A 25,573-nucleotide genomic window follows, 5' to 3' on the forward strand; every position below is an offset into this window, starting at 1 on the left:
TAATATGATACTAAAAAGATACTTCATCAGTAATAAAAATTATCTGTTGATAAAATCTTCTTCAAATAAAACTACTTTATTTCTACCGCTGTGTTTTGCGTTGTATAAAGCTATATCTGCACGATGTAAAAGTGTATCAAGATTTATATCTTGTGAGTTAAGTGTTGCTACACCTATACTAATAGTAAATTTAATTGATTGATTTTTAGAGCTTACATACTCAAGGTTTTCTATCTCTTGTCTGATATTTTCAGCAGCTTTTAGGGCACCTTGTTCTGAAGTATTTGGTAAAACTACACCAAACTCTTCTCCTCCTAATCGCCCAAAAATATCACTTTTTCTTAGATTTTTTTCTGTTTTTTGAGCCATAATTCTTAAAATATCATCACCTGCTGCATGGCCATAAGTGTCATTAATATATTTAAATCTATCAATATCCATCATAAGAACTGCTAAAGGTTTTCTTTCTCTTCTGTTATAAGATATAATTGGACCACATGATTCAAAAAAACTTCTTCTATTTTTAATACCACATAATGAATCAGTTGTAGCTAGAATATTTAGTTTTACATTTATATTATTTAATTCTTTTGTTCTTTTATCAACAGCAGCTTCAAGAACATCTTGATACTCTTTTAATCTTCTTTCTTGAGCATTTAATTTAATGGCCTCAAGAATAATCAATTCAAAATCTATTTTTTTTAGTTGATTAGGTATTATTTTATAGATTGATGCATTATTTATGACTTCTTCAATAGATTCTAAAGTAATAGACTCTTTAAAAAAAATATTCTTTGTATTCGGTGATTTTTTATAAAGTTCTAAAATAAGTTTTTCACAAGATAAATCAGAAGTATTGTTACCATTTATAGTAATTAATATTTCATTCCCTATAATTATATTGTTTAAACAAGCAACTAATGCTTGTTGTGCATTTATATAGCTTTCTATTATATAGTCACTATCAACGATTCTTGAAATTTTATTATATAGTGAATCTAATATTTCAACATTATCATTTATACATACAATTATATACTTCAATTTCCTAACTCCATTGCGGAATCTTAGCTTAAAATATTTTAATTTATTATTTAAGTTTCTTAACTTTTTATAGCTTTAAAAGCTCATTCCTAATTTTAAATATTATTTTTTTCTCATCTGTTTTTAATATAAACTCTATATTTTCAGAGAATGATTCTTTTGTCCAATTTGCTGAACCTAAAATTGCGTATTTTTGGTCAAATAAAGCTAATTTAAGATGCATTTTTTCTTTTGGGATTTTTACTATTATACTATTATTTTTAAGTGTTTTAGAAAACTTTTTATTTTTAGAATTTTTCTCTTCATCTAAAATAATAGTTACATTTACACCTCTTTTTGCGGCTTTTATTAACTCTTTTTGCAGTTTTTTATATGAGAAATTATAAATAGCAATAATAATTTCATCATTTGAATTTTTAATTAAATCTAAAATCTCATCTTTTGCAATATTAGCTTGTGATGGCAATAAATATATCTCACTATTGATTGTAGATGTTAAGTTTTTAGAGTATAGAGAAATTAAAAGTAATGGTAAAATTAAAAGAATTTTTTTCATTTTTTATCCTTATTCAAATATTGTAAAAAGTTCACTTGGTATTTTTGAGGGTTTAAACTCTTTTAAATATGCAAGTCTAAACTCACCCGTAAATAATAGTTCACCATCTCTTTTAACTTCTTGTAACATTACAATCGAAGCTGATTTTTTTTGAATTATTTTTGTTGATACATCCAATAAGTCACCAAAAATAGCAGATTTAATATAGTCTGCTTTAACACTTTTAACTACAAAAAATTCATTTTCCTTGTGGGGTGATAAACCCTTTTGAAAGAAAAGCTCACTTCTAGCTCTCTCACAAAATTTTAGGTAGTTTGCATAATATACAACTCCTCCAACATCTGTATCTTCATAATAAATTCTTATTTTCACCTATAAACCCCTTTTTTAATAATAACTAAATCATAATATTTCTTGAACTCTTCCAACTTGTCCATCTTCTAATCTTACTTTAATACCATGAGGATGAAATGGAGAGTTAGTTAAAATATTTTTTACAATACCTTGAGTTAATTTATTTGTTCTTTGATCTGCTTTTAGGACTATATTTACTTTTAGCCCTTGTTTTATATTTATTCTTTTTTTTGAATCCAATTTTTCTTCTTTTTCTTAAAATTTAATTTTACAGTTTATCTAAAAAATCTTTAACACAAAAGATTTAAATTTAAATATGTTAGTATTAAGATTAGATATTTAAATTTTTAAGGTGTATTAGTGTCAATATTTGCTTTACAATCATTAGCTGGGGGATTCCTTGATGAAGATTTAGAACATTTTAATAAAAATTTTGATGATTGGTGTATACAATTTGATAGTTATGAAGATGCAATGGATATTGTCAAGACTTTAGAAAATCAAGAAGCTATTGATATAGTAGAAATAACTCCATTAAGTTATCCAAAATATTTTTTTAATTCTTTACAAGGTACTATTTATGCCACAAGAGAAATTGATAATCAAATTATTTGTGTTGTTGAACCTGTAATGGGTGCTAGTTTTAGAATTGCTATATGTGATTTAAAAACAAAAAGTGTTAGATTAACAAATACTAGATATAAAAATATTCCTAGTATTGAAGGCGCATTTATTAATTTTGGAGTTTCATAATAAGAAGTTTTAAACTTCTTATTATCTATTTTAAGAACAATTAATCTCTCTAATTTTATCTAGTTTTTCAAATACTATATTGATATTTTTCTCAATATAATCTGTTTCTTCAAATATTACTTCATTGTTTGCTTCTTTAGAGTAAAGATTAACTGTATTTTGAACACCTTTATGAACAATTTCATGGGCAGCTTTTAAGTCTTTCCATTCTTGTGTTTGAGCAAAAGGTTTATCTTCATTTGAATCAATCCATTTTCCTAAATTACACTGATGATGATTTGTAACAGTAAATTCATTTCCTGGTTTACATTGAACAAAATTAGTATTTTTAAAATTAATATGGTCTGATTTTAATCTATTAATATCAATAATCATAGTTGTATCACAAACCCTTTTTTCTGCACTAGGATCATAAGTTGTTTGATTAATAATATTTTGTAAATGGATTGCCAATTGAGAATTTTTATCTGCCATATCACTAATAGTTGTAGCCAAAGATGCATTTTGTTGTGTTGATTTATCTAGTGAATTTATTGTATCTGTAATTTGATCCATTGCAACTTCTTGCTCTTTTGCTGCATTTGATACATCATCAATTAGTTTTATAGTTGAAACAATATTATCATGTAAATCATTATATCCCTCAATCATTTTTGAAGTAATATTTTTACCTTCATGTGCTTTTTTTGTAGCGCTTTCAACAATAGCTTTTATTTCATTTGCAGCTTCTGCACTTCTTGAAGCTAGATTCCTTACTTCTTGCGCAACAACAGCAAAACCTTTACCTGCTTCACCAGCAGTTGCAGCTTCAACAGCTGCATTAAGTGATAAAATATTTGTTTGGAATGCAATTTGATCAATTATTGTAATTGCATCAGCAATAGTACTTACTTCATCATTTAACTCATCCATAGAATTAGAAGTTTTATAAGCTAAATCTTTACCTGCATCATTTGATTTTGTTACATTATGTGCATACTGTGCCATTTTAGCGGCTGTTTCACTGCTTTGTTTAACTGTTGCTGCGATTTGCTCAACGGCTGCAGCTGTCTCTTCTAATGATGCTGCTTGAAGATTAGATGAATCGCTTAAATTTCTTGATGCAGTTGATAATTCAGTTGCACTACTTGTTAACTCTTTATTTGATTGATCAATTAAACAAATAATTTCATTAATTGAAGATCTAGTTACATTAACTCCTGAGAATAAAGAAGCTACTGTCCCACCTAATCCAGGAACAATAGGTACCTCTTTGTCATATTTAGCATTTGCCATAGATACTAGTACTGTACTTAATTGAGTTAATATATCTTGTAGCGAATCAATCATTCCATTTATTTCAATAACTAAAGATTCAACTTCAGGAGAATTGGCATGACCCGTAATTCTATCATTTAGTAAACCTTTTTTTGTTTTTTGAATAACATTTTTAGCTTCACTAATTACTTTTCTATCTTTTTCGATTCCTTGATCAATATAATCTAAGTAAGAATTAAAGCTTTTTACTAAATCTCCTATTTCGTCATTACTTTTAATTTTTATTCTATGTGCTTTATCGTTTGAGTTTTCATTGTTATCTAAAGAACCTTTAGTCATATTATTAATAGAATTTTTTAGATCAAATATAGGAGCTAAAACTGTTTTCTTCATAGAAACTAAAGTTGTAAAGGTACTTAAAAAAAGTGCAACTACAAGAATAATTAATGCTGTCCAAATAATAGCAGATGTGTGTTCAATAGCATTATTAATAACTTTTATTGGCGTTCCAACTAAAGCAATACCTAGAATATTATCGTTGAAATCTTTAATATCAATATATGTATAAAAATATTTATTACTAAGTGTAAAACCATTTTGTTTTAGTGAATTAAAATCTAATTTTTTAGAATCTTCTAAAAAATTCTCATCAATAAACTTTTGAGAAATTATATAGTTTTTCAGTTTTAATTTTTCATCAAATTGTGCAACTGAAACATTATCATCCATTAGCAATAAAAAACCATTTCCATTTTTGTTAAAGGCTTTTGCAACAGAATTAATTCCTTGCATAAACTCTAATGAACCTACATGAACTCCATCATTAAAAATAGGAACTACTGATCTAATAGATAAACCAGCTTTACCAACCTCAAATGTGTTAACAGCTTTTTTTGTTGAATTAACTTTTACTACACTATGTCTAAATGAACTTAAATCATCACCAAATTTATCTGTTTTCCATGATCTGACAAATGATTTATTGTCTTTTGTGTGAATGTGCACAGATATATTTTGAAATGGAGTTGATTCTTTCATAGCTTTAGAAAGATTTTCTAATGCATAAATTGCCATATCTCTGTCATTTTGAGCTAATGCTTTTTGAACCATATGGTCATTAGCAATTGAAACAGCGTTTGATATACCAACATTTAGTTTACCAATTATTTGATCTGAAGTAGTTTGATTTAGGTCAGTTTTTACATCTTGGTACAACTCTTCTATTAATTGATTTTTATTATTGTTTAATAATAAGTAACCAATCACTAACATTAATAACGTTATAATAATCGTTATTAATGAAAATTTTTTCGCAATGCTCATATTATTCATATACTTCTCCTAGGTACTCTATAAGTATATGTTGGCATAAAAATTATAAATTTATTAAAAGTTATTATATAAGTTTTTCTTATGTAATAACTTTTATAGAAAAATCATCCCATTGGATATAAAATTTCTTCTTGTATATTTTTTATTTTAGACATTAATTCATCATCAATTTTAAAATCAAAGGCAGCTAATGATTCATCAAGTTGAGATAATTCCCTTGCCCCAATTATTGTAGATGCAACAAAATTAAAATGCTTAGAATAAGCAACTGCTAGTGTCACAGGAGAAATTCCATACTCTTTTGCTAATTGTATATATCTATTTGTAGCTTCCTTTGTCTTATCATTTACAAATCTATTAGCCATAGCTTGAACTCTTGGACTTTTATTTTGAATATAACTTGTAAATCTTGCACCTTCAGGATAAAATCCACTATTGTATTTTCCACTTAAAACTCCACCTGCTATTGGAGAGTAAGGAAGGAGTGAAATATTTTCTCTTTCACAAACATTTGCTAATTCATCATGAAACCTTGGATTTAAAAGAGAAAAATTATTTTGAATAGATTCAAATCTTGCTAAGTTGTTGTATTTTGATACTTCATTTGCTTTTGTTAGTCCATAAGCCGTATCATTTGAAGTACCTATGTATCTTACTTTTCCCTCTTTTACAAGTTCATCAAAGGCTTTTAATGACTCTTCAATTGGTACAATAGTATCTGGCCAGTGCATTTGATAAAGGTCTATATAATCTGTATCAAGTTTTTTTAAACTTCCCTCAACCGCTCTTTTTATATGAAATGAATCAATAACAGTAAGTCCATGTCTAATTGGTGGTACAAACCAACCTGAAGCAGCCCCTGCTACTTTAGTAGCTAAAATAATAGAGTCTCTTGATTTTGTTTTTAGCCACTGGCCTACCCACTCTTCAGTAATTCCTGCAGTATTAGCTTTTGGAGGTACTGGATAAAGCTCAGCTGTATCATAAAAGTTAATTCCTCTTTCATAAGCTTTATCCATAATTTTAAATGCTTCATCTTTTGAAGTAGTAGAACCAAAAGTCATAGTTCCCATACAAATAGAACTAACTCTTAATCCACTTTTCCCTATATATCTAAAATCCATAATTATATAATCCTTTCATATTTAATAAAAAATTATTATAACTAGTATAAAAGGTAATTACAATTAAAGATTATTCCATTATACAAATTTCTTTTTTTCTCATATGAACTATTGTCTCTTTAGCTACTAATAGAACTACTAAAGTTGTAATAGTTGCTAAAATATAAGATAAAACTGCATAAACCCAAAAATTTGTTAAATCATACATTAAAATAGAACTTAATGTAACTGCTGCCATTGGGAATGTAAAAGCCCACCAAGAGATAAAGAATTTTATTTTTATAAAGTTTTTATACATAATAAATACTAAAACTGTAAAGAATATCCCTAAATTAAATAAAATCTGTGCAAAGAAATCTAAGTTTCCAGTTAATTTAATATATGATAAAAAACCAACAGCAGGTGGTGCAATTAAGATAAATAGTGTTGGCATAAACTTTGGTGCAAATTGATTATGAAATATAATTCTATTTAAAATAATTGCAAAAAGAATTATCCAAAAGAAAATTCCAATTGAAAAATAAAAATATAAAATTGAATCATCAATAAAACCTTTTCCAGCAATTGGAACAATTAAATTACCAACAATAGGAATAAACCAAGCTGGATTTGAATGTTGCATTTCTAAGTTATTATTTATCCAAAATTTAATTGTATAAAATGTAAAGAAAATATGTAAAACAGCACCGATTATGAAAAATATTTGAGATAATTCAACTATATAGTGTCTAAAAATAATTGACATAAGAAGTGTTGCTATTGAACTTGCTGCAAAGAAGTTTATTCTAACTGGATGCTTTAACTCTTTTTTAACTTCATCTTTATGTTTAATAATTTTTAAAACATAAAAATATACTACTAAAAAGTAAGCTATTGTTGTTCCACTAAGCATAAGTGTTGCAATAATTGAAGGGAAAAAGAAGATTTCATTTAATCTTTCATAAACCAAAGTAAGTCCTGCTAATCCCATGATTGTAGCAAACATCATGATTGGGAAAAATTGTAATCTATTTGAAGGGATTGATTTTATGCTTTCTTGTTCTTGCATTTTTTTTCCTATAATGTAAATTTTTATATAATAAATTAAAAAATTGGATTTTACATGGCAAAAAAAGCAATTATTGATTTAAAGAGTATGAATTTATCTTTTGAAGATAGAGGTGAAACAATAAAACTAATTACTTTTAAAACATCTTCAATGAGTTTAGATATAGAAATCTATGAAAAAGATAAATTTATCAAAAAATCAAATATGGTTTATGCACACTTGCCGAAGAAATTAAAGGCAAAGTTAAATCCACTTTTTTAAATATTTTTATAATTATAACTTATTAATATTAAATAAATATTACTTATAATAAATATTATCAATTTTTAGGAAAAAAATGAAAATAGCAATAATATCAGATATCAAATCAAATGTTTACGCACTAAAAGCTGTATTAGAAGATTCAAAACAAAGAGGTGTTGATGTAACACTAAACCTTGGAGATAGTTTATATGGTCCAATAGCACCTAAAGAGACATATAATTTAATAAGACAAAGTCAATTTGTAAACATTATGGGAAATGAAGATAGAAAAATTTTAGAGGCTTCTTTGGAGCAATTAGAAAATGATGTGTTACTAAAATTTGTTTATAATGATTTAGGCGAAGAGGTTTTGTATTGGATTCAAGATTTACCTTTTGAAAAGATTATTGGTGGAATTTATTATATGATTCATGGAACTTATTTTGATGATTCTCAATATTTATTAGAAAATAATGATGATAAAAAGATTATTGAATTAACTGATAATATTGAGGCTACATTTATCTTTTGTGGGAACTCAACTATTCCTAAAACACAAACTTTAAGTTCTGGTCAAATTGTTATCTGTCCAGGTTCAGTTGGTATAAGTAAAAAAGCTAGTTACTCAATACTAAGTGTTGAAGAAGATAAATATAGTGTTGAGCAAATTAGCGTTGATTATGATTATGAAAGTGCTAAAGAAAAGATATTATTAAATGGTTTTAAAAGTAATCTCTAAGGTTTTTTGGTTCTTTTTATAAGTAAATATACAAAAAATGGAGCTCCAATAAATGCTGTTACAACACCAATAGGAAGTGTTGAATCAGTGTTTAAATTTCTTGAAATTAAATCTGAAATCACTAAAAATACTCCACCATAATAAAATACTGGCCAAAATAGATTATGAGCACTTTTTTTATAAATTAATTTTATAATATGTGGAATAACTAAACCAATAAAGCCAATTGGTCCTACAAAACTAATACTAACTCCAACACAAAGTGAAGTAATTATTAATAAAATCAAATTAACTCTATTTACATTTAAACCTTTTAAAAAAGCTGTATCATTACAAATTAACATAAGTTTTATATTTTCTTTATGTTTCATAATTACTAAGTAAAATATTGCACTAACAATAAGCATTATAAAACTATTAAAAAAACCTACTGTATCTAAGCTTCCAAGGGTAAATCTAACAATAGAATAGTTCTCCTGTAAATTACTCATATAAAAAACAAGCATTAAAGCTGATGCATAAAAGTAAGATAAGGCAATACCTGTAAGAAGTATGGAGTTTGTAGAGACTGCAATTGAGTCTTTATTTATTTTTTTTGAAATAAAATAAAGTATTAATACAGTAATAATAGAGCCAAAAACAGATGAAATTGTTAAATACATAAATGGGAAAAACACTATTCCAAGTGCTGTAAAAAGAGTCGTTCCACTTGCTATTCCAAGGGTATATGGTGTTATTAGTTCATTTTTGAATATGATTTGAAAAACTAAACCACTAAGAGCTAAAACTCCTCCCACAAAAAAGGCTAATAAAACTCTAGGAACTCTTAAATCCCAAAATATAGTAAAACTCATAGATTCTGAATCAAATATATCACTTAGTGCTAAATTTATCTCACCTAAAAATGGTGCAATAATTACAAAAAAAAGAGTTACTATATATAAAAATTTTTTCATAAATTTACTACCAAATGATTATTAATTTTTTGTATTGAATCATTATAAAATTTACTAAGATTTTTATTTTCAAAGAATTCTTCATGATTTCCAAAAAACTCTATTATTCCATCGTTTAAGAAGAGTATTTTAAATTTTAAAGCATAAGCTAAATCAAGATTATGTGTTATAATGATTTTTTGTTGAAGTAAATTTGAGTTAAAAATATCAAAAACCTCTTTTAATCTACTAATATCAAGATTTGCAGTTAATTCATCAAAGATTGTAATTTTTGCATTATGTAAAATGGCACTTGCTAGAAGCAATAATTGTTTTTCTCCAGAACTAAAAGATTTACAATATTTATGTTCTAATTTTTTTAGATTTAACAGTTTTATTATCTCATCAAGTTTTTTATTATCAACACTTGAAATAAAAGATAATTCCAAAAACTCTCTAAGTGTTATATACTCATCAAATATTGTTAGTTTTGGTGGAATGTAGTTTATAAAAGAGGCTCTTTTAGAATCACTTAATATTGAGATATTATTATCAAATAATTTTACCTTATCATTTTCAATTAGATTAGAAAGTACTTTTGCTAAGGTTGACTTCCCGGCTCCATTTTGTCCAAGTATGATAAGATTTTCATTCTCTTTTAATGAAAATGAAATTTCATGTAAAATTGAACTATTGTAATCTTTTATTTCTAACATCTTCTAATATCTTTCTAAAATCTTTTATGAAATAGACAACTCTATGGGAAGGGATTCCTGCATACTCTTTGTCTATTGCATATATATTGTTTTGTTTAGCTGCATTTATTGGAAGGTTTCTCCAAGCATTTTTTACAACTTCTAACTCTTTTGGTTTATTTTCAAAAAAAGCTCCTAATAGTATTATTATATCAGGATTCATACTTATTATTTTTTCTGCATTTACTACAGGTTGCATTGTTGAGTTTGATTGGTAGGCATTTTTATTGTTTGAAGCTTTTATTATGTCTTCAAAATATAAAAAATTTCCTGTAACATAGATTTGATTTTTTAAATCTTTTTTTGGACTAATTACTATTAAAATCTTTTTATTTTCAATAATCCCATCAAGACTTTTTAGTTCACTATTTATATTATCTATAAGCTTATTTGCCTTATTTTGTTTATTAAAATACTCACCTAAATCTAAAATTGTATCTTTGATATTATTTAGTGTTGTAGTTTTATAAACTCTCGTTTCAATTCCTAGTTTTTTAAGATTTGAATTTAGCTTCTCATCATAGTTTTGAGCTATTACAATAGAGGGTTTGTTTTTGAGAATCTTTTCTAAAGAGATAGAGGAATACCCCCCTATTTTCTCTTTAGTTTTAGACTCTTGTGGGTAATCACAAAACATAGTATTAGCTACCACATTTTCACCCTTGCCTAAGGCAAATACTATTTCATTTACTGATGGTGCTAGATTTACAATTCTTTGTGAAGCAAATAGTGATATTGTAAATATTGATAATAGTATTAGTTTTTTCATCTAGAATGTTGCCTTTAATCCTATATATGCACTTCTTGGAGCTGTTGCATATCCATCAATAGTTTGGTAATCTTTATTAAATATATTGTCTAGTTTAAAATAAACTTTGTAATCTTTGTTTATATCATAGTTTATAACTGCATTCCATACTGTGTACTTACCTGTTTGTCTTCCACCTTTATTATTAAAATCATACCTAGTACCAATATAGGTTGCATTTGTGTTAAAATGAAGTTTGTTAATTCCATAATAATCTAAGTTTAATCCAATTTGATTTTTTGGTCTTCTTCCTAAATCTTGTCCAGATGCATTTTTAGCACTTAAATGTGTATAGTTTAGTGATAGTAAAGTGTCTTTTAAAATATCCTTGCTGTATTTTGCTTCATAACCTTTTATTTTAGAAGTTCCAGGAGTATTATTATATCCACTAATTGTACTATCCCAAGAAATTAAATCTTTAACATCATTATTAAAATAAGTAAGTGAAATTGATTTATATTCTAATGTTAAATCATAACTTTTTGTTTGTTCTGGTTTAAGATCAAGATTTGAAGCTCCCCAAGGGTTCAACATTTGAATAATATTTGGTGCATTATAAGCTGTACCATAGTTTCCATTTACAGATAAATCATTTGTAATAAAATATTTTGCTCCAATTTTACCAGTTACTTTTGAACCAAAATTAGAATAATCATCTCTTCTTAATGATTGTGTAAAAATGAATTTATCAAAATTGTTTATGTTTGTTAAATAAACAGCTTTATTGCTATTTGATTCTTCATTTGTTGTAGAAGTTGTTGTTATATAATCTGCTTTATACTCTTCATATGAAGCTCCAATTATCAAATTACTATTTTTTGCATACGAAATATTATCTACTAATTCTGTAACATATGTTTTTCCATTATATATTTTAACACCAAATGTAGCATCTAAGTTCTCTTTTTGAAAGTCTGATATATCATGATTTAATTTAATTGAGTGATTGCTTATATTTTTGTTATAAGAAACTGAGTATAAAACAGATTCATTATCTGTTCTTTGAATAGAATCTGGTGCTGAAAAACTGTCATATTCTACAAAAGAGTTTATGTGATTTACGTTTAATGTTAATCTATCATTATCACTTATATTTAATCCAGCTTTTGCATTTATAGTTGTATTTCTATAACCATCATCTTCATATTGTCCTAAATCTTTTCCATATACAGCTTGTGCACTAAAACCATCAGTTATAACTCTATTTGCACTAACTTTCACATCATATAGTTTAGTTTTATTTGATACAGACAAACCATATTTTTTAGTCATAAAACTACCTATTTCTAGATTTGTAGAAATATTTGTTCCTATTTTTGCATCTTTTGTAATAATGTTAATTACACCAGCTGCTGCATCAGCACCCCAAATACCTGATTGTGCACCTTTGATAACTTCAATTTTTTCAATATCATTAATCATTAAATCAGAAAATGCTACACCTGAAGTATTTGAAGGGTCTTGATATCTAACTCCATCAATTAAAACTAAAATTCTTTGAGTGTCCATACCTCTTAAAAATACTGAAGTTGTATTTCCTAAACTTCCATTACTTACAAATGACACACCAGCAAGTGTGTTTAATGCATCTGCAATAGTAACAAAGTGTCTCTCTTCAATATCTTCTTTTGTAATAACTTCTACATTTGATGTAACATCTTTGATTGATTGTTCTGATTTTGTAGCACTTGTAACTGTAATTTGATCTAACTCATTTGATAGTAGGTTTGTTGCTAATAGAAAGCTTGCAACTAAGCTTGTAGATAATTTTTTATTCATTTTTATTTATTTTCCTATTTTATTTATATATTATTTGTTGAATATAGTTTGATTGGTTTCAATACTTTTGATAATAAAAGTCTAGTAATTTTTGGTATATTTTTAGTTATAATTGATTCAATCATACTAAAAAATGAATGCATTTTTGTATCTGCAGTTGCAGCTAAAATACCAAAAAATGTGAAGTATTTTTTACATTTACTAATCATAATTAACCCTCCTTTTCTAAAATTTAATTTTAATTATATATGACAGTTTAATATTGTTTTTGTTGGATCAACTAAATATTCATAACCTAAATAAGCGATATAAAATCCAAATAAAATTACAAGGATAGAGGCTAATTTAATAAATAAATCCCTTAAATTTGTTTGTTTAAATAAACCAACAAAAAATCCAACTGAAAATAGTGCTGGTATTGTACTAAGTCCAAATATAAACATAACAACTGCACCCCAAAACATACTACCTGTACTTGCAGCTGTTATTGCAAAAACATATACAAAACCACAAGGTAAAAGACCATTTAACATACCTAATAGATAAAAACTCATAAGTGATTGAGAACCTAAAAGTGCCTTAAATGTATTTTGATAAAGTGGTGATTTAGAACATGAGTGTTCTATTTTTGTAAGAAATTTTATTTTTCCTGTTAATGATAGTCCAACAAGTACCATCAATACCCCAGTAGTAATTAGAAAAATACCACTTGTCATATTATCAAAACTAACAACTCCACCAACAAGCCCAAAAAGAGCTCCTAGTACTGTATATGTTGTAACTCTTCCAAAAGAGTATAAAAGATGAGCTATTGCTTGAGTTTGTTTAGACCATTGAGATTTTATTTTAGTACTTGAATAAGCAACTACTATTCCACCACACATACCAATACAATGTCCAAATGAACCTAAAAATGCAATTGTAATAATTGAGATAATACTAATAGTTTCCATTATTTACCTAATAACTCTTTTTTAATATATGGATTATTTAGGTTTTCACCTCTTAGCATTTTAATTGACATTTCATCATAAGATATAAAACCATCTTGTTTATTTTCATAAGCTCCAAAACCATATCCCATAGGTGTGATATCATTTCTACTATACCAAGCAGTTCTTCCATCGATATATTTTTTAGTATCTTTAGTCATAACCCAAATTTTTGCACTATCTTTAAAAGATTTATTTTGTATCCAATTTACTAATCCTCCATGATCATGGAAAAACCAAGTTTTACCATCTGGGGCAATTACTTGAGATACGTAAGTCATATTATCAATTATCATACCACAGTCACTATCTTGATATTTACCAAGTATTATTTCTAAAGGTTTTTGTTCTATATTTCCTTCTTTTAATACGACCATTTGTTTTTGATTAGACATTGATAAAAATATTATAATAATTATAATGATTATTGTTAAAACTGTTAATAAAGGTAAGATTTTTTTCATATAAACTCCAAGAGTGTTATTATATTCTCTTGATTATAAATTTTTCATTACAAATAAAAAAAGCCCCACTTAAAAGTGAAGCTATTTTTTAATTCTATTTCATAAAAAGTAATCATCATAGGTATCTAATTCGTATTTAGTAGTAGGAGAATGTAAAAGTAGATATCCTATGGGAGTATTATAATAACTGATATTTTAAACTTTTCTTAAATTGAGACACTTTTTGTCTTATTTTGTAAAATTTAATGTATTTTTATCAATTTAATCATATAATCATCATTAAATAATAAATGAGGAATTAATTTAATGCGTCTAATTATGTTCGATATGGACGGCACTTTAATAGATAGTGGCTATGCAATTACAAATACAATTAATTATGTTAGAGAAAATTTAGGTTTTGAAAGACTAGAAAAGAATTTTATTTTAGAAAAAGTAAATGACCCAAATATAAATGCGGCAGAATTTTTTTATGGAACAAAAGAGTTTACTCAAAAGCAAACAAAACTTTTTGAAGAGTATTACAATAAACACTGTTTAACAGATTTAGTAGTTTATGATGGAATTGCAAAATTGGTTGATGATTTAAAAAGTGATAACTTTACTTTAGCTGTTGCTACAAATGCAAACTCTGATTATGCTCACAAAATGTTAAATCATGTTGGTTTAGGAGAATATTTTTCTACAATCTTAGGTTACAACAGTGTTAAAAATCCCAAGCCACATCCTGAAATGGTAAATAAAATTTTAGATACACACAGTATTAAAAAAGAAAAAGCACAATTAATAGGTGACTCACACAAAGATATAATGGCTGCAACTAATGCTGGAGTTGATTCTGTACTTGTAAACTGGGGTTTTTCTAACCATGAAGAAAATGCTATAGAAACAGTAGAAGAGTTAGAAAAAAGAATTTTTGATAAATTTAAATAGGTCTATAAATGTTTGACAAAATAAAAAATATATTTAAAAAAGAAGAGACTTTTTCTTGTGTAATTTTTGATGGGAAAATGATGAAATATATGGATTTAACTCAGAAGCAAATTGATGAAATTAAAAATGATGCAAAATATAAAGATTGGACTATTCAAAAAAAAGAGGAGTGTTAGTCTAAGTTAATAAACTTATACTCACCCTCTTCTAAGTCTTTAACATCAAACTCACCAAAACTTACTCTATGTAGCTTTATAACTTTATTTCCAACTGCTGCGAACATTCTTTTTACTTGATGATATTTTCCTTCAACTATTTCTAGTCTTACTTTTGTATCATCTATAACTTCAAGAACAGCAGGAAGGCAAGGTTTATCTTCACCTTTTAATATAAGTGTTCCACTTGCAAAAATCTCTTTTTCATTTCCATTTAATTCTTGAGCTAAAACTGCTTCATAAACTTTTGGAATATTACTTCTTGGGCTTGTTAATTTATGATTTAATGCCCCATCATCTGTTAGAATAATTGCACCTGTTGTATCTGCATCTAATCTACCTACAGTAGAAACTTTTGGATTTCTATATTGCCATCTTTGAGGTAAAAGGCCATAGATTAATGCTCCTGCATCATCATGTGAGCAAATTGTTCTAGGTGGTTTATTCATAAGTACTACTATTTTTAAAGGGTCTAAATCTTCACCATTTAGTTTTAAATCAGCATGTTTTACTTTTAGTGCAGGATTTCTAATCTCTTCATCACCAATTGTTAAAGAATTTTTTCTTAAAAATCTTCTACTATCTTTTCTTGTACAATAACCTAATTGTGACAAAAGTGCATCAACTCTTTTTAGCATATATTCTCTTTAAATTTTTTGTGATACTAACATTTTTTTAGTTAAATTTGGGTATTTTTCATTTATGGAATTACTTGATGAAGAACACAAAATATATCTACTAGATTTAGATAACTATAACTTTCCAACACTTAGTATGATGGATGATGATTTAGTTGCCATTGGAGGGGATTTTCATCCTCAAAGACTTATAAATGCCTATGAAAATGGGATTTTCCCTTGGTTTATTGATGATTATAACCATATACATTGGTTTAGTCCAAATAAAAGAATGGTTTTAAAACCAAATGAAATGAAAGTATCTAAAAGTTTAAAAAAATCTATCAAAAATAAAGGCTTTGAAATCAAATCAAATACTAGATTTTCAGATGTTATAAAACAGTGTGGACAAATAAAAAGAAAGCATGAAGATGAAACATGGATAGATGATAACTTTATTATAGCTTATACAAATCTCCATCATTTGGGATATGCTCACAGTATTGAGTGTTATCTAGATGGAGAATTAGTTGGTGGATTATATGGTATTTTAGTTCATGATAAAATATTTTGTGGTGAAAGTATGTTTGCAAAAGTAAGTGATGCTTCAAAAGTTGCCTTTTATTATCTTTGTAAATGGTGTGAAGATAATAATATAGAACTTATTGATTGCCAAGTTTACAATGACCATCTAGCAAGTTTAGGAGCTTATGAAATAACAAGAAATAACTATTTTGACTATTTAATAACAAACTAACTATATAGTTTATTAAAAGTAATTTGTTATTACTTAATGCTATATCTGTGCTACTTTAAAATTATAAAATAACTAATATTTACAGTATTTATTAGGAGAGTTAGAATGTTTTTTTCAAGTAAGAAGAAAGATGAAGAGATTGTTTTATTAAAAAGAAAAATTGAAGAGTTAGAAGCAAAACAAAACAATGAAGATATTATAATTAATGAAATTAATGATGTATTAAAAAAATTTGAAAAAGGTTTTTATGGAATAACAGTTAAGTCAGATAGTCAAAATGAAAAAATTAATCAAATAAAGAATACATTAAATTCAGCTCTTATAAAAAATGCTGAATTAGCAGATAGAGGGATACAAGCTTTAATCCAGTATGGAAACTCAAATTTTAGTCACCCAATTGACACAAATGAATTAAGCGGTAAAATGGGATCTATAGTTTTAGGTGTTAGAGCTTTGGGTGAAACAGTATCTGAGATTTTAGCTTTATTGGATGTTACATCTGATGAATTACATAAAGAAGTTGAAGATTTAACAAATGCTTCAAATAATTTAGCAAGTGCTTCAAATCAACAAGCTGCAAATTTAGAAGAAACAGCTGCTGCTTTAGAAGAAGTTACAAGTACTATTGTAAATAACACAGAAAACACTCAAAAGATGGCCCAGCTTTCGCAAGAAGTTAATTTGTCTGCTCAAAAAGGTGAAGAGTTAGCTAAAAATACAGTTGGTTCTATGAATAGTATTAATGATGAAGTTTCTTTGATTGAAGAAGCTACAACAATAATTGATCAAATAGCATTCCAAACTAATATTTTATCATTAAATGCTGCAGTTGAAGCAGCAACTGCTGGTGAAGCAGGTAAAGGTTTCGCAGTTGTTGCACAAGAAGTAAGGAATTTAGCAACAAGAAGTGCTGATGCTGCTAAAGAGATAAATGATATTGTTCAAAAAGCTAAACAAAGAGCAAATGAAGGAAAAAATATTGCTCAAGATATGATTAATGGTTATGCTCAGTTAAATAAAAATATTTCAAGCCAAATGAATATTATTGAGGAAGTTTCTAATGCTTCGAAAGAACAACGAAGTGCAATTGAGCAAATTAATGATGCCGTTACGCAATTGGATCAAGCAACACAACAAAATGCATCTGCAGCTAGTCAAATTAGTCAACAAAGTAAGCACATTAATGAATTAGCTATGAAACTTGTTCATATTGTTGAAAATACAAGTTATATAAATGGTTCTGAAAAGCAGATTTGCGATGTTGAAATGATGTTAACTTTAAACAGATTAAAGTTAGATCATATAAATTTTAAAGATACTAATTTTAAAGACTTAGATTCTAAGAAAACTTGGACTGTAAAAAATGAAAAAGAGTGTAATCTTGGTAAATGGATTATTGAACAAGAGTCTAATGGTGAATCATTCACAAAAACAAGTAATTGGGAAAGATTAAAAGAAGCTCATTTAAAAGTTCATGGTGGTGTTCAATGTATTATTAATGATAATGCAAGTGGTAATAGTGAAAATATGTTAAAAGAGACAATGAATATTGATAAATGTATTAATGAAGTCTTTTCATCACTTCAAATTACAAAGCAAGAGAACTGTTAAAAGTCCCTACTTTTTATAAATAACTTTAATTTTATCGCCTAATACTTTGGGTTTAGTATCTAAGATATTTAAATCCAAATAGGCTTTAATCATAGCAAGTTTTTCTCTATCTTCCATTTTTTCTAAAGATTTCGTACCTTTTAAACTTTTAGCCGCATACCCTATGGCCTTTTGTCCTTTTCCTTTAGCAATATATAAAGCTCTTTCTAAATGAAATTTTTGACTTACAATTATATAATCATCCAAATCAAAAATTTCCCTTGCCCTTACAATTGAGTCAAAAGTTCTGTGTCCATGAAAATCTTTTGTAATATATCTAGAAGGTACACCTTTTTTAATTAAATCTTTGTACATAGTTGTAACTTCATCATAATATTTACTTTTATCACCTGATACAACAATAGCTTTTATTTTATTTGATTTCCATAATTCAAAAGCTGCATCAATTCTATATTTATAAAAATAGTTTTGCTTTCCTTTTTTTATATATTTTGCAGTTCCTAATACTAAAGCAGCTTTTTTAGAAGGTATTTTATTTATATCTGAATAAATTTTATAGTTTTCATTGGCAAATAAACTATTTGTTATGAAAAAGATAAGAAAGGTTTTGAAAATTTTAATCATGAACTGATTATAACAAATTGTATATTTTATATAAGTTTATATGCAATAGGTATTTTAATTTCTATATCAGTAGTAGTTTTTGGGAAATTATTTGCTGCTCTTTTTATGGCTTCAATAGTAGACTTCCTTAAAAATTTATTTCCATCAATGATTTGTATTTCTCCAAGTTTTCCATCTTTTAAAATTTTAAATTTAACTGTTACTAAACCTTGAATTTTTAATTTTCTTGCTCGCTTTGGATATTTTATATTTTCATTTATAAGGTTTCTTATTTGTGATAAATGTTTATTTAAAAACTCTTGCTTTGCATTAACTTTTGGTACAGTATTAATAGCTTTTTTTGATATTACTGGCTTAGGAGTAGTTATAGTTTCTTCTTTAACTACTTTTTTAACAGGCTTTTGAACCTCTTGTTTCCTAATCTCTTTTTTTATAGTTTTTTTTACTACTTTCTTAGCTTTTGGCTTAGGTTTTACTTTTGGTTTAATCTGTTTTTTTACTACTTCTTTTTTTATAATTTTTTCTTGAACTTTTTTTATTTCTTCTTTTTTTGGAAGTTCTTTTTTAATAATAGGTTTTATTTCAACATGATTAAGGGATATCTTTTTAACTGGTTCTTCAATCTTTTCTTTATTAAATTCACTGTTACTATAAACATAAAATAGTGTTGTAGCAGCACTTAAGTATATAAATAAAGTTAAGAAAAAAGAGCCAAAATATCGTTTCATTTTTTAGTCACAATAGAAATATTTGAGTATTCGTTCTTTTTTAACATATCTAAGACACTAACAAAAAGCTCAAACTTTGCATTTTTGTCACTATTTATATGAATTGGAGTATCTTTTGGAAACTGTAAAACATGATTTTCAATGTTATATAATCCTTGGATATTATTGTTACAAAGTAAATTGCCCTCTTCTTTTATAGTTATAATTACTTCTTTGTTTAGTTTTATATTTTCAGCATTTTTACCTTCAGGTAAAGATACAGGAATAATACCTTTTGATATAAATGTAGTAGTCATTAAAACTATTGCTAAAAGAACTAATAATACATCAATAAAAGGAATTACGTTTATTGAATCATACTTCTTTAGCTTCATATTCACTCTCTTTTACTTCAGCATATCTTCCTAAAATATTGTAAAAAATTTGAGACATAATTGCAACTACCAATCCAACTGCTGTTGCTTTAAGTGCAAGGGCAAGGGAACTCATAATTTTTGCAGCTTCAATATCTCCATTACTCATTGTCATAAAAGTTAGCATAATAGCAATAACAGTACCAAGTAAACCAATATATGGTGAGTTTGAAGCAATAGTACCTATGATTGTAAGATGTTTTGTAAGTGCAATATCTAAGGCTTTTTTATTTTTATAAGAGTTTATATCCATTCTTTTGTAAAAAATGATTCTTTCAATAAAGAACCAAAATGATAAAAAACTCATAAATACTAAAAGTGCAATAACACCATAGTCAACTAAATGCTTTAAAACTTCAATATCCATACTAACACCCCTTTTAAAAGTTAAGTATTCTATAAAAAGAGTGTTAATTTTGAGTTAATTTATTTTATGAATGTTTTTGTGTTGCATTGAAGCATTATTATGTCCACTTTTTTGCACACCATATGTTTTAAAAACATAACCCACATAAAAATTAAGACTCATGTATGAAATTATTACAATACTTGCAAAAGGAAAAGCTAATAATCGTAAATTAATTTTCTCAGTTAATAGTTTTAATCTATAAAACATTAAAACAAAAGCCCAGATATAAGCAATATGAGGGAATACTTTAAATATTAATAACCAACTCTCACCTCTTTTTGCTAATGGCTCCATAGGGTCTAAACCAACATGAAAAGCTTCATTGAATCCATTAAAAATATTTGAAGCATAATGTACAAAGAAGAACTCAAGAATATGTGCTAATCCACCAATTATAAATAGAGGAATTAATGCATAACTTAGAGTATAAAAAGTTTTTTCATAATCAATTTTTAAAATCTTTGAACTAACAAACATTCCTAAAATGTTCAATCCAATAACAGTGAATATACTAAAAAAAAGGATTGTAAATCCATCAATACTAATAAAAGTTATATCTGTAATATTTTTTATATATGTAGATATTTTATTCCAAATAAATTCATCTGCAATTGCTGTCCTATTTAAAGCATGTTTTATTGTCATTGAAAATGCTAATATTGCTGTTAGAATCAATAAAGTCCACACTTCTACTTTTTGAATTTTAAATTTACTAAATAAACTTGATGATGGTTTATTTATTGTAAAAGCTACATTTTCACAAGAAGTAGCACAATCCATACACAAAGTACAATCTTCCATAGAATTCTTTTTGTTAAAAGTAAATGGTTTTAAATCATAAGTACATGCTTTTGCACAATCAAATGTCTTACAAGTAGAGCATCCTTCTTTATATGTCTCTAATTTCATAAAACTAATTTTTGAAAATACTTTTGTAACTGTACCTAAAGGACAAATATATTTACAATAGGCCATATCTTTATAAATAAAGAAAAAAACTATTGATAAAATAGTTAATATTAAAAAAAATAGTGACGTATTAAATGGGCTTCTATATATGCCTGGAAATAAAAAAATCAATAACCAATATCCACCAAGTATAATGCTAAGACCTATAAATGGATTAGCTAATTTTTTTGGTATCTTTTTATTTAATCCAATTTTTGTTATGTATTTACCAATAAATCCATGTGGACAAATACCACAAAACACCCTTCCTAAAGTTGATAATGATAAAACCATAAAAAAAGACCAAAAAAGACTCCAAAATAGTGCTGTAGTAAATGCATTTTCTTCTTTTACTGGATAAATGAATCCTAAAAATATTGCATAAAAAAATGTAAATGTTATCAGTAATCTTAACATTTGTAAGAATATTTCATTTTTAAATAAAAATCTAAATAAAGAAAAAGAGAATAAATCTTTTCCTTTTTTATTAATTATGTTTTTCATCTTGCACCACTAAAACGTATATTCAATACCAGTATAATAATATCTTTGACCAGGATCATTTGGTGTTCCTCTTGAAGTCATATTATATGGTATTAGTTTATTAAAGATATTATCTATTCCAAAGAATAGATCAAGATTATTTGTAAAGTTATAGTTTAACTTGAAATCAGCTACCGTGTAATTACTGTTTACATTTATTCTATTTTCATCTGTCCCATAATATTTTTGGTATCTTTTAATATTGAAATATGTATCTAATTTATTATGAGAATACATTAAATTTAGTTTTATAGTATCTTTTGCACTTCCCGTTAATCTATCACCTGATGTTTTGTCTTTTGTATTTAAATGTTCCCATCCAAAACCAATATTTAATGATTTATTTAGATTATATTTAGATGACAATTCAATACCTTCTATACTTGCTCTATCAATATTTTCATAAGAAGTATAATTTATTCTAGTAATTGGATTATAAGTTACAGTATATGAGTTTATAAGATTTTTTAATTTAGAATTATGATAAATTATCTCTAAATCAAAATTATTTTTAACATAACCAACTGCAAATTCATAAGTTTTTGATTCTTCAGGTTCTAAATTTTCATTTCCAGAAATATCATAAGTAATAGGTCCTGCAGATCTTGTGAAATGGCTATACATATTAGTAAAACTTGGAGCTTTAAATGACGTACCATAACTTGTTCTAAATTTAAAATCAGATAATTTATACATTAAAGAGACTTTTGGATTTAGTGTATCACCAAAATCACTAAAGTTATCATATCTAACACCAACATTTGAAACTAAATTTTCAGTAAAATTATACTCATTTTGAAAAAGTAAATTTATATTATCTCTTTATGCTTTTTTTGTATACATTGAAACATCAATTTTGTCATTTTTATAGCCAGCACCAATAATATTAGTACTATTATCACTTGTATAATGTCTAAAATAATTATTAAGTTCTAATTGTTTATAATCAGTAGTTTCACTACCACTTCCTCTATTTACATCTGTGTCGCTATATCCATAAGCTAAATTAGAATCAAAAATAAACTCTTCACCAATATAATTGTATTGAGTAGTTAGTTGGTATCTATTCTCTTTTTCATAAGTTGTTACATTAGCGTAATTTTTACCATCATCATTTTGTTTTGAATATTCTAATCTTGTATTTAAAGTATTACTTTCATTCAATTTTATACTATTGCCATAACTTAAAAAAATTCTAGATTCATTTTTTAAATCAGTTGCAATTTCTGTTTTATTTTCTCTAAAGTCTTCTTTTTTTCTAATTTCAATACCATAGTTATGTGAAATATTATCTGTTTTTTTATTCCCATATATTTTTGCAATATAACTATTTCTTTCATGATTTTGTGCCATTCCTGTTATAAGTGAAGCTTTTAAACTATCTTTTACAGAATTTTTCTTAGTGATAATATTTATAACCCCCGCTATACCATCAGCTCCATATAAAGCAGACATAGGACCTCTTACAATTTCAATTCTTTCAATGTCTGAAAGTTGTACTGAGGTTAAATCAAAAGAACCATATTTCCCAGTTCTTCTCATACCATCAATTAATAATAAAGTATGAGAACTATTAAACCCTCTTAAACTTATACTTGAAGTACTTCCTGCATTTTTTACATCAACTCCTAAAGCATTATCTAATAATTGGGGAACAGTTTGAGCATTTGTTTTTTTAATAAAAGTATCATCAAATACTTCTATACTTGCTTGGACATCATCAATATTAGTTTCTTGTCCTAAAGAAGTTGTTGTAACATTTATAGCTTCAAGCTCAACAGCTTGTAAACTATTTACAGCAAATAATAAAGATGCAACGGTAAGTGATTTTTTTAGAATAGTCATTTCCTCTCCATGTGATAAATATATACACCATGTTTATATTAAAAAAAGGAAACTTCTTGTAAAATTTACATGGTGTTGATTCGCCAGTTCTCTATTTTTTAGTCGCCAAACTTTTAGGATAGAGAACTTATATTTTATGAATGAGTATTCTATTAGTATTTTGTTAATTAACTGTTAATTTATTTATGGATTATAGATTTTATATTAAGGTTAAATTGATTTCCATCTTCTAAAGTATCAATTGTAATTAGAATTTTATTTTTATCACAATACTCTTTTACCATAGAAAGTCCTAAACCAAAACCATCTTTAGAAGAGTCTTCTTGAAAATATTTATCAAAAACGATGAAAAGATTTTTTGTATCAATATTTATACCTTTATTAAAAATTGACAATGTATTATTTTTATAATTAATTATTATTAAAGGATCTTCTTTTTTATTATATTTAATTGCATTAGAAATAAGATTATCTATAGTTTTTTCAAAACCATTTAAATCAGATTTTAAAAGTATGTGTGGAATACTAGTTTTAATAAGCGTATCTTTTTTAATATCATCGAATTTATTAATCGAATTATTTACAACTTCATCTAAATAAAACTCTTGGTTTTCAATTTTATCTATCTCTTTTTTTATTGAATATTCCATACTTTCATATAATTTTAGTAAATTTGAACTAGCCTGTTCGATTCTTTTTAATCTTTTTAAACTCTTTTCATCACTAAGGGCTTTTTGAAGCATTTGAGTATTCATTTTTATAGTTGATACTGGTATATTTAATTCATGTATTGTTTCTTTTAGACTTTGTTGAAGTTTTTCATCACTTTTGAATAAGGGTCTTAAAATAGAGTTTGTAAAACTTAGAAATATTCCTAAACCTAAAATTACTAGTGGCATAATTACATAGATAAAATTTTCTTGATTTAATCCAAATCTTGCTATAAATACATAATTTATGTATAGAATAATAATTAGTGTAAAGGTAAAAATAATAGAAATAGAGATTAAGAACTCTCTTTTTTTAGAATTCAACTTTATATCCTATTCCTTTTATATTCAAAAGACAATCTTTACCTAAGATTTTCTTTATATGATTAATATAAACTCTAATAGAACCTTCACTATACTCTTCTTGAGTAGCCCAAAGTTTTGAAATAATCATATCTTTAGTTACTATTTCTCCCCTATTTTCAATAAATAATTCAATTAGTTCTAATACCTTAACTGGCAAATTTAAATCAATACCATTATTTAAAACTCTTTTTGAATTGGGTTCAAATGTTAGATTATTTGGGAGAGATATACAATCAAACTGTTTTTTATTTCTCTTTAGTAAAGCTTTTATTCTAAGTAATAATTCATCTAAATCAACAGGTTTTTTTAAATAATCATCACACCCTTTTAAAAATGCATCATGTAATGTATCTTTATCCTTATATGAAGTTAAAAAAATTGTTGGCGTCTCATCACTAGAATCTCTAAGTTGTTTTAACAAGTCTAAACCATTTATTTTTGGTACATTTATATCAAAAATATATAAGTCATAATTGTTAGTGTAGTTTAAAGTTAAACACTCTTCACCATCATTTGCAACATCAACATTAAAACCTTCATCATCTAAAAAGTCTTCAATAGTTGAAGCAAAAAGTTCATCATCTTCTAAAAGTAATATTTTATACAAGCTTTAATCCCATTTATTAGTTAATTTATTATAATATTTAATAGTTAAAAAAATGTTAATTGGA

31 protein-coding genes are annotated in these 25,573 nt (G+C 26.0%); 7 read left to right on the plus strand and 24 right to left on the minus strand.

The features are described 5' to 3' along the window. Positions 1 to 39 precede the first annotated feature (39 nt). The 4 genes from APAC_RS07430 to APAC_RS07445 all read right to left on the minus strand — a co-directional run bounded on the left by APAC_RS07430 (position 40) and on the right by APAC_RS07445 (position 2,194). Positions 40 to 1,044, minus strand: a complete 1,005-nt coding sequence (locus tag APAC_RS07430; protein ID WP_130233508.1) for a GGDEF domain-containing protein — start codon at positions 1,042 to 1,044, stop codon at positions 40 to 42. A 67-nt stretch (positions 1,045 to 1,111) separates the two neighbouring features. After that, a complete protein-coding gene (locus APAC_RS07435) occupies positions 1,112 to 1,600 on the minus strand; it encodes a phospholipase D-like domain-containing protein (protein ID WP_130233509.1) in 489 nt (162 codons plus the stop codon). A 9-nt stretch (positions 1,601 to 1,609) separates the two neighbouring features. Next, positions 1,610 to 1,972 (minus strand): YbgC/FadM family acyl-CoA thioesterase, encoded by a 363-nt coding sequence (locus APAC_RS07440; protein WP_130233510.1) that lies wholly within the window; start codon positions 1,970 to 1,972, stop codon positions 1,610 to 1,612. Between the two features lie 30 nt (positions 1,973 to 2,002). Continuing rightward, on the minus strand, positions 2,003 to 2,194 hold the full coding sequence (locus tag APAC_RS07445) for a YwbE family protein (RefSeq protein WP_130233511.1): 192 nt from the start codon (positions 2,192 to 2,194) through the stop codon (positions 2,003 to 2,005). Between the two features lie 120 nt (positions 2,195 to 2,314). Between APAC_RS07445 and APAC_RS07450 the strand changes: the two genes are divergently transcribed. Continuing rightward, positions 2,315 to 2,707, plus strand: a complete 393-nt coding sequence (locus APAC_RS07450) for a hypothetical protein (RefSeq protein WP_130233512.1) — start codon at positions 2,315 to 2,317, stop codon at positions 2,705 to 2,707. 30 nt (positions 2,708 to 2,737) lie between these two features. Here the strand turns inward: APAC_RS07450 and APAC_RS07455 are convergent, their stop codons facing one another. The 3 genes from APAC_RS07455 to APAC_RS07465 all read right to left on the minus strand — a co-directional run bounded on the left by APAC_RS07455 (position 2,738) and on the right by APAC_RS07465 (position 7,468). After that, positions 2,738 to 5,296 carry a methyl-accepting chemotaxis protein gene (locus tag APAC_RS07455; protein WP_130233513.1) on the minus strand — a complete coding sequence of 853 codons (2,559 nt, stop codon included), beginning with the start codon at positions 5,294 to 5,296 and terminating at the stop codon, positions 2,738 to 2,740. Between the two features lie 104 nt (positions 5,297 to 5,400). After that, positions 5,401 to 6,420 carry an aldo/keto reductase gene (locus tag APAC_RS07460; RefSeq protein WP_130233514.1) on the minus strand — a complete coding sequence of 340 codons (1,020 nt, stop codon included), beginning with the start codon at positions 6,418 to 6,420 and terminating at the stop codon, positions 5,401 to 5,403. A gap of 70 nt (positions 6,421 to 6,490) precedes the next feature. Beyond that, on the minus strand, positions 6,491 to 7,468 hold the full coding sequence (locus tag APAC_RS07465) for an SLAC1 anion channel family protein (RefSeq protein ID WP_130233515.1): 978 nt from the start codon (positions 7,466 to 7,468) through the stop codon (positions 6,491 to 6,493). 54 nt (positions 7,469 to 7,522) lie between these two features. On the opposite strand from APAC_RS07465, the gene APAC_RS07470 reads away from it, so the two are divergent. Beyond that, entirely contained in the window at positions 7,523 to 7,729 is a 207-nt protein-coding gene (locus APAC_RS07470) for a malate dehydrogenase (RefSeq protein ID WP_130233516.1), read from the plus strand. Between the two features lie 76 nt (positions 7,730 to 7,805). Continuing rightward, positions 7,806 to 8,450, plus strand: a complete 645-nt coding sequence (locus tag APAC_RS07475; protein ID WP_130233517.1) for a metallophosphoesterase family protein — start codon at positions 7,806 to 7,808, stop codon at positions 8,448 to 8,450. Here the strand turns inward: APAC_RS07475 and APAC_RS07480 are convergent. Genes APAC_RS07480 through APAC_RS07510 form a run of 7 tightly spaced genes read right to left on the minus strand, consistent with a single transcriptional unit; the run spans position 8,447 to position 14,183 of the window. Continuing rightward, positions 8,447 to 9,406, minus strand: a complete 960-nt coding sequence (locus tag APAC_RS07480) for a FecCD family ABC transporter permease (protein WP_130233518.1) — start codon at positions 9,404 to 9,406, stop codon at positions 8,447 to 8,449. The two genes, APAC_RS07475 and APAC_RS07480, sit on opposite strands and share 4 nt — an antisense overlap. Beyond that, positions 9,403 to 10,101: an ATP-binding cassette domain-containing protein gene (locus APAC_RS07485; protein WP_130233519.1), complete on the minus strand. Its 699-nt coding sequence runs from the start codon at positions 10,099 to 10,101 to the stop codon at positions 9,403 to 9,405. The genes APAC_RS07480 and APAC_RS07485 overlap by 4 nt, the downstream gene beginning before the upstream one ends. Next, on the minus strand, positions 10,076 to 10,909 hold the full coding sequence (locus tag APAC_RS07490) for an ABC transporter substrate-binding protein (protein WP_130233520.1): 834 nt from the start codon (positions 10,907 to 10,909) through the stop codon (positions 10,076 to 10,078). The genes APAC_RS07485 and APAC_RS07490 overlap by 26 nt, the downstream gene beginning before the upstream one ends. Beyond that, positions 10,910 to 12,727 carry a TonB-dependent receptor plug domain-containing protein gene (locus APAC_RS07495; RefSeq protein WP_130233521.1) on the minus strand — a complete coding sequence of 606 codons (1,818 nt, stop codon included), beginning with the start codon at positions 12,725 to 12,727 and terminating at the stop codon, positions 10,910 to 10,912. 23 nt (positions 12,728 to 12,750) lie between these two features. Continuing rightward, positions 12,751 to 12,936 (minus strand): hypothetical protein, encoded by a 186-nt coding sequence (locus tag APAC_RS07500; RefSeq protein ID WP_130233522.1) that lies wholly within the window; start codon positions 12,934 to 12,936, stop codon positions 12,751 to 12,753. 33 nt (positions 12,937 to 12,969) lie between these two features. Continuing rightward, positions 12,970 to 13,680, minus strand: a complete 711-nt coding sequence (locus APAC_RS07505) for a sulfite exporter TauE/SafE family protein (protein WP_130233523.1) — start codon at positions 13,678 to 13,680, stop codon at positions 12,970 to 12,972. Beyond that, entirely contained in the window at positions 13,680 to 14,183 is a 504-nt protein-coding gene (locus APAC_RS07510) for a hypothetical protein (RefSeq protein WP_130233524.1), read from the minus strand. Before APAC_RS07510 ends, APAC_RS07505 begins: the two co-directional genes overlap by 1 nt. 318 nt (positions 14,184 to 14,501) lie before the next feature. Here APAC_RS07510 and APAC_RS07515 point away from each other — a divergent pair, with 318 nt between their 5' ends. Continuing rightward, positions 14,502 to 15,116 (plus strand): HAD family hydrolase, encoded by a 615-nt coding sequence (locus APAC_RS07515; RefSeq protein ID WP_228255897.1) that lies wholly within the window; start codon positions 14,502 to 14,504, stop codon positions 15,114 to 15,116. Between the two features lie 8 nt (positions 15,117 to 15,124). After that, complete coding sequence (locus APAC_RS13255; RefSeq protein WP_170170135.1) at positions 15,125 to 15,292, plus strand: hypothetical protein; 168 nt, start codon at positions 15,125 to 15,127, stop codon at positions 15,290 to 15,292. Here the strand turns inward: APAC_RS13255 and APAC_RS07520 are convergent. After that, positions 15,289 to 15,969: a pseudouridine synthase gene (locus APAC_RS07520; RefSeq protein ID WP_130233526.1), complete on the minus strand. Its 681-nt coding sequence runs from the start codon at positions 15,967 to 15,969 to the stop codon at positions 15,289 to 15,291. The two genes, APAC_RS13255 and APAC_RS07520, sit on opposite strands and share 4 nt — an antisense overlap. A 64-nt stretch (positions 15,970 to 16,033) precedes the next feature. Here APAC_RS07520 and aat point away from each other — a divergent pair, with 64 nt between their 5' ends. Together aat and APAC_RS13540 are read left to right on the plus strand one after the other, a co-directional pair. Continuing rightward, positions 16,034 to 16,705 (plus strand): leucyl/phenylalanyl-tRNA--protein transferase, encoded by a 672-nt coding sequence (gene aat / locus APAC_RS07525; RefSeq protein ID WP_130233527.1) that lies wholly within the window; start codon positions 16,034 to 16,036, stop codon positions 16,703 to 16,705. Between the two features lie 654 nt (positions 16,706 to 17,359). Continuing rightward, positions 17,360 to 18,316 (plus strand): methyl-accepting chemotaxis protein, encoded by a 957-nt coding sequence (locus tag APAC_RS13540; protein WP_420196403.1) that lies wholly within the window; start codon positions 17,360 to 17,362, stop codon positions 18,314 to 18,316. A 6-nt stretch (positions 18,317 to 18,322) separates the two neighbouring features. Here the strand turns inward: APAC_RS13540 and APAC_RS07535 are convergent, their stop codons facing one another. The 9 genes from APAC_RS07535 to APAC_RS07575 all read right to left on the minus strand — a co-directional run bounded on the left by APAC_RS07535 (position 18,323) and on the right by APAC_RS07575 (position 25,509). Continuing rightward, positions 18,323 to 18,940 carry a SanA/YdcF family protein gene (locus APAC_RS07535; RefSeq protein ID WP_130233529.1) on the minus strand — a complete coding sequence of 206 codons (618 nt, stop codon included), beginning with the start codon at positions 18,938 to 18,940 and terminating at the stop codon, positions 18,323 to 18,325. 26 nt (positions 18,941 to 18,966) lie between these two features. Continuing rightward, a complete protein-coding gene (locus APAC_RS07540; protein WP_130233530.1) occupies positions 18,967 to 19,668 on the minus strand; it encodes an energy transducer TonB in 702 nt (233 codons plus the stop codon). Then, positions 19,665 to 20,042, minus strand: a complete 378-nt coding sequence (exbD, locus tag APAC_RS07545) for a TonB system transport protein ExbD (protein ID WP_130233531.1) — start codon at positions 20,040 to 20,042, stop codon at positions 19,665 to 19,667. Before exbD ends, APAC_RS07540 begins: the two co-directional genes overlap by 4 nt. Next, positions 20,023 to 20,448, minus strand: coding sequence for a TonB-system energizer ExbB (gene exbB, locus APAC_RS07550; RefSeq protein WP_130233532.1), 426 nt, complete (start codon positions 20,446 to 20,448; stop codon positions 20,023 to 20,025). The genes exbD and exbB overlap by 20 nt, the downstream gene beginning before the upstream one ends. A 54-nt stretch (positions 20,449 to 20,502) precedes the next feature. Beyond that, positions 20,503 to 21,942, minus strand: coding sequence for a 4Fe-4S binding protein (locus tag APAC_RS07555; protein ID WP_130233533.1), 1,440 nt, complete (start codon positions 21,940 to 21,942; stop codon positions 20,503 to 20,505). A gap of 9 nt (positions 21,943 to 21,951) precedes the next feature. Continuing rightward, complete coding sequence (locus APAC_RS07560) at positions 21,952 to 22,794, minus strand: TonB-dependent receptor domain-containing protein (RefSeq protein ID WP_130233534.1); 843 nt, start codon at positions 22,792 to 22,794, stop codon at positions 21,952 to 21,954. A gap of 9 nt (positions 22,795 to 22,803) precedes the next feature. Continuing rightward, positions 22,804 to 23,826, minus strand: coding sequence for a TonB-dependent receptor plug domain-containing protein (locus APAC_RS07565; RefSeq protein ID WP_130233535.1), 1,023 nt, complete (start codon positions 23,824 to 23,826; stop codon positions 22,804 to 22,806). A 179-nt stretch (positions 23,827 to 24,005) separates the two neighbouring features. Continuing rightward, positions 24,006 to 24,860, minus strand: coding sequence for a sensor histidine kinase (locus APAC_RS07570; RefSeq protein ID WP_130233536.1), 855 nt, complete (start codon positions 24,858 to 24,860; stop codon positions 24,006 to 24,008). After that, entirely contained in the window at positions 24,850 to 25,509 is a 660-nt protein-coding gene (locus tag APAC_RS07575; protein ID WP_130233537.1) for a response regulator transcription factor, read from the minus strand. Before APAC_RS07575 ends, APAC_RS07570 begins: the two co-directional genes overlap by 11 nt. Positions 25,510 to 25,573: the final 64 nt, after the last annotated feature.

Origin of the sequence: Malaciobacter pacificus (assembly GCF_004214795.1) — a bacterium.
GTDB classification, from domain to species: Bacteria; Campylobacterota; Campylobacteria; order Campylobacterales; family Arcobacteraceae; genus Malaciobacter_A; species Malaciobacter_A pacificus.

Excerpts from the sequence above, each read along its gene's own strand:
- APAC_RS07435 (WP_130233509.1), bottom strand. The coding sequence starts at position 1,600 with ATGAAAAAAATTCTTTTAATTTTACCATTACTTTTAATTTCTCTATAC.
- APAC_RS07455 (WP_130233513.1), bottom strand. The coding sequence starts at position 5,296 with ATGAATAATATGAGCATTGCGAAAAAATTTTCATTAATAACGATTATT.
- APAC_RS07460 (WP_130233514.1), bottom strand. The coding sequence starts at position 6,420 with ATGGATTTTAGATATATAGGGAAAAGTGGATTAAGAGTTAGTTCTATT.
- APAC_RS07465 (WP_130233515.1), bottom strand. The coding sequence starts at position 7,468 with ATGCAAGAACAAGAAAGCATAAAATCAATCCCTTCAAATAGATTACAA.
- APAC_RS07470 (WP_130233516.1), top strand. The coding sequence starts at position 7,523 with ATGGCAAAAAAAGCAATTATTGATTTAAAGAGTATGAATTTATCTTTT.
- APAC_RS07475 (WP_130233517.1), top strand. The coding sequence starts at position 7,806 with ATGAAAATAGCAATAATATCAGATATCAAATCAAATGTTTACGCACTA.
- APAC_RS07480 (WP_130233518.1), bottom strand. The coding sequence starts at position 9,406 with ATGAAAAAATTTTTATATATAGTAACTCTTTTTTTTGTAATTATTGCA.
- APAC_RS07485 (WP_130233519.1), bottom strand. The coding sequence starts at position 10,101 with ATGTTAGAAATAAAAGATTACAATAGTTCAATTTTACATGAAATTTCA.
- APAC_RS07490 (WP_130233520.1), bottom strand. The coding sequence starts at position 10,909 with ATGAAAAAACTAATACTATTATCAATATTTACAATATCACTATTTGCT.
- APAC_RS07495 (WP_130233521.1), bottom strand. The coding sequence starts at position 12,727 with ATGAATAAAAAATTATCTACAAGCTTAGTTGCAAGCTTTCTATTAGCA.
- APAC_RS07500 (WP_130233522.1), bottom strand. The coding sequence starts at position 12,936 with ATGATTAGTAAATGTAAAAAATACTTCACATTTTTTGGTATTTTAGCT.
- APAC_RS07505 (WP_130233523.1), bottom strand. The coding sequence starts at position 13,680 with ATGGAAACTATTAGTATTATCTCAATTATTACAATTGCATTTTTAGGT.
- APAC_RS07510 (WP_130233524.1), bottom strand. The coding sequence starts at position 14,183 with ATGAAAAAAATCTTACCTTTATTAACAGTTTTAACAATAATCATTATA.
- APAC_RS07515 (WP_228255897.1), top strand. The coding sequence starts at position 14,502 with ATGTTCGATATGGACGGCACTTTAATAGATAGTGGCTATGCAATTACA.
- APAC_RS13255 (WP_170170135.1), top strand. The coding sequence starts at position 15,125 with ATGTTTGACAAAATAAAAAATATATTTAAAAAAGAAGAGACTTTTTCT.
- APAC_RS07520 (WP_130233526.1), bottom strand. The coding sequence starts at position 15,969 with ATGCTAAAAAGAGTTGATGCACTTTTGTCACAATTAGGTTATTGTACA.
- aat (WP_130233527.1), top strand. The coding sequence starts at position 16,034 with ATGGAATTACTTGATGAAGAACACAAAATATATCTACTAGATTTAGAT.
- APAC_RS13540 (WP_420196403.1), top strand. The coding sequence starts at position 17,360 with ATGGCCCAGCTTTCGCAAGAAGTTAATTTGTCTGCTCAAAAAGGTGAA.
- APAC_RS07535 (WP_130233529.1), bottom strand. The coding sequence starts at position 18,940 with ATGATTAAAATTTTCAAAACCTTTCTTATCTTTTTCATAACAAATAGT.
- APAC_RS07540 (WP_130233530.1), bottom strand. The coding sequence starts at position 19,668 with ATGAAACGATATTTTGGCTCTTTTTTCTTAACTTTATTTATATACTTA.
- exbD (WP_130233531.1), bottom strand. The coding sequence starts at position 20,042 with ATGAAGCTAAAGAAGTATGATTCAATAAACGTAATTCCTTTTATTGAT.
- exbB (WP_130233532.1), bottom strand. The coding sequence starts at position 20,448 with ATGGATATTGAAGTTTTAAAGCATTTAGTTGACTATGGTGTTATTGCA.
- APAC_RS07555 (WP_130233533.1), bottom strand. The coding sequence starts at position 21,942 with ATGAAAAACATAATTAATAAAAAAGGAAAAGATTTATTCTCTTTTTCT.
- APAC_RS07565 (WP_130233535.1), bottom strand. The coding sequence starts at position 23,826 with ATGACTATTCTAAAAAAATCACTTACCGTTGCATCTTTATTATTTGCT.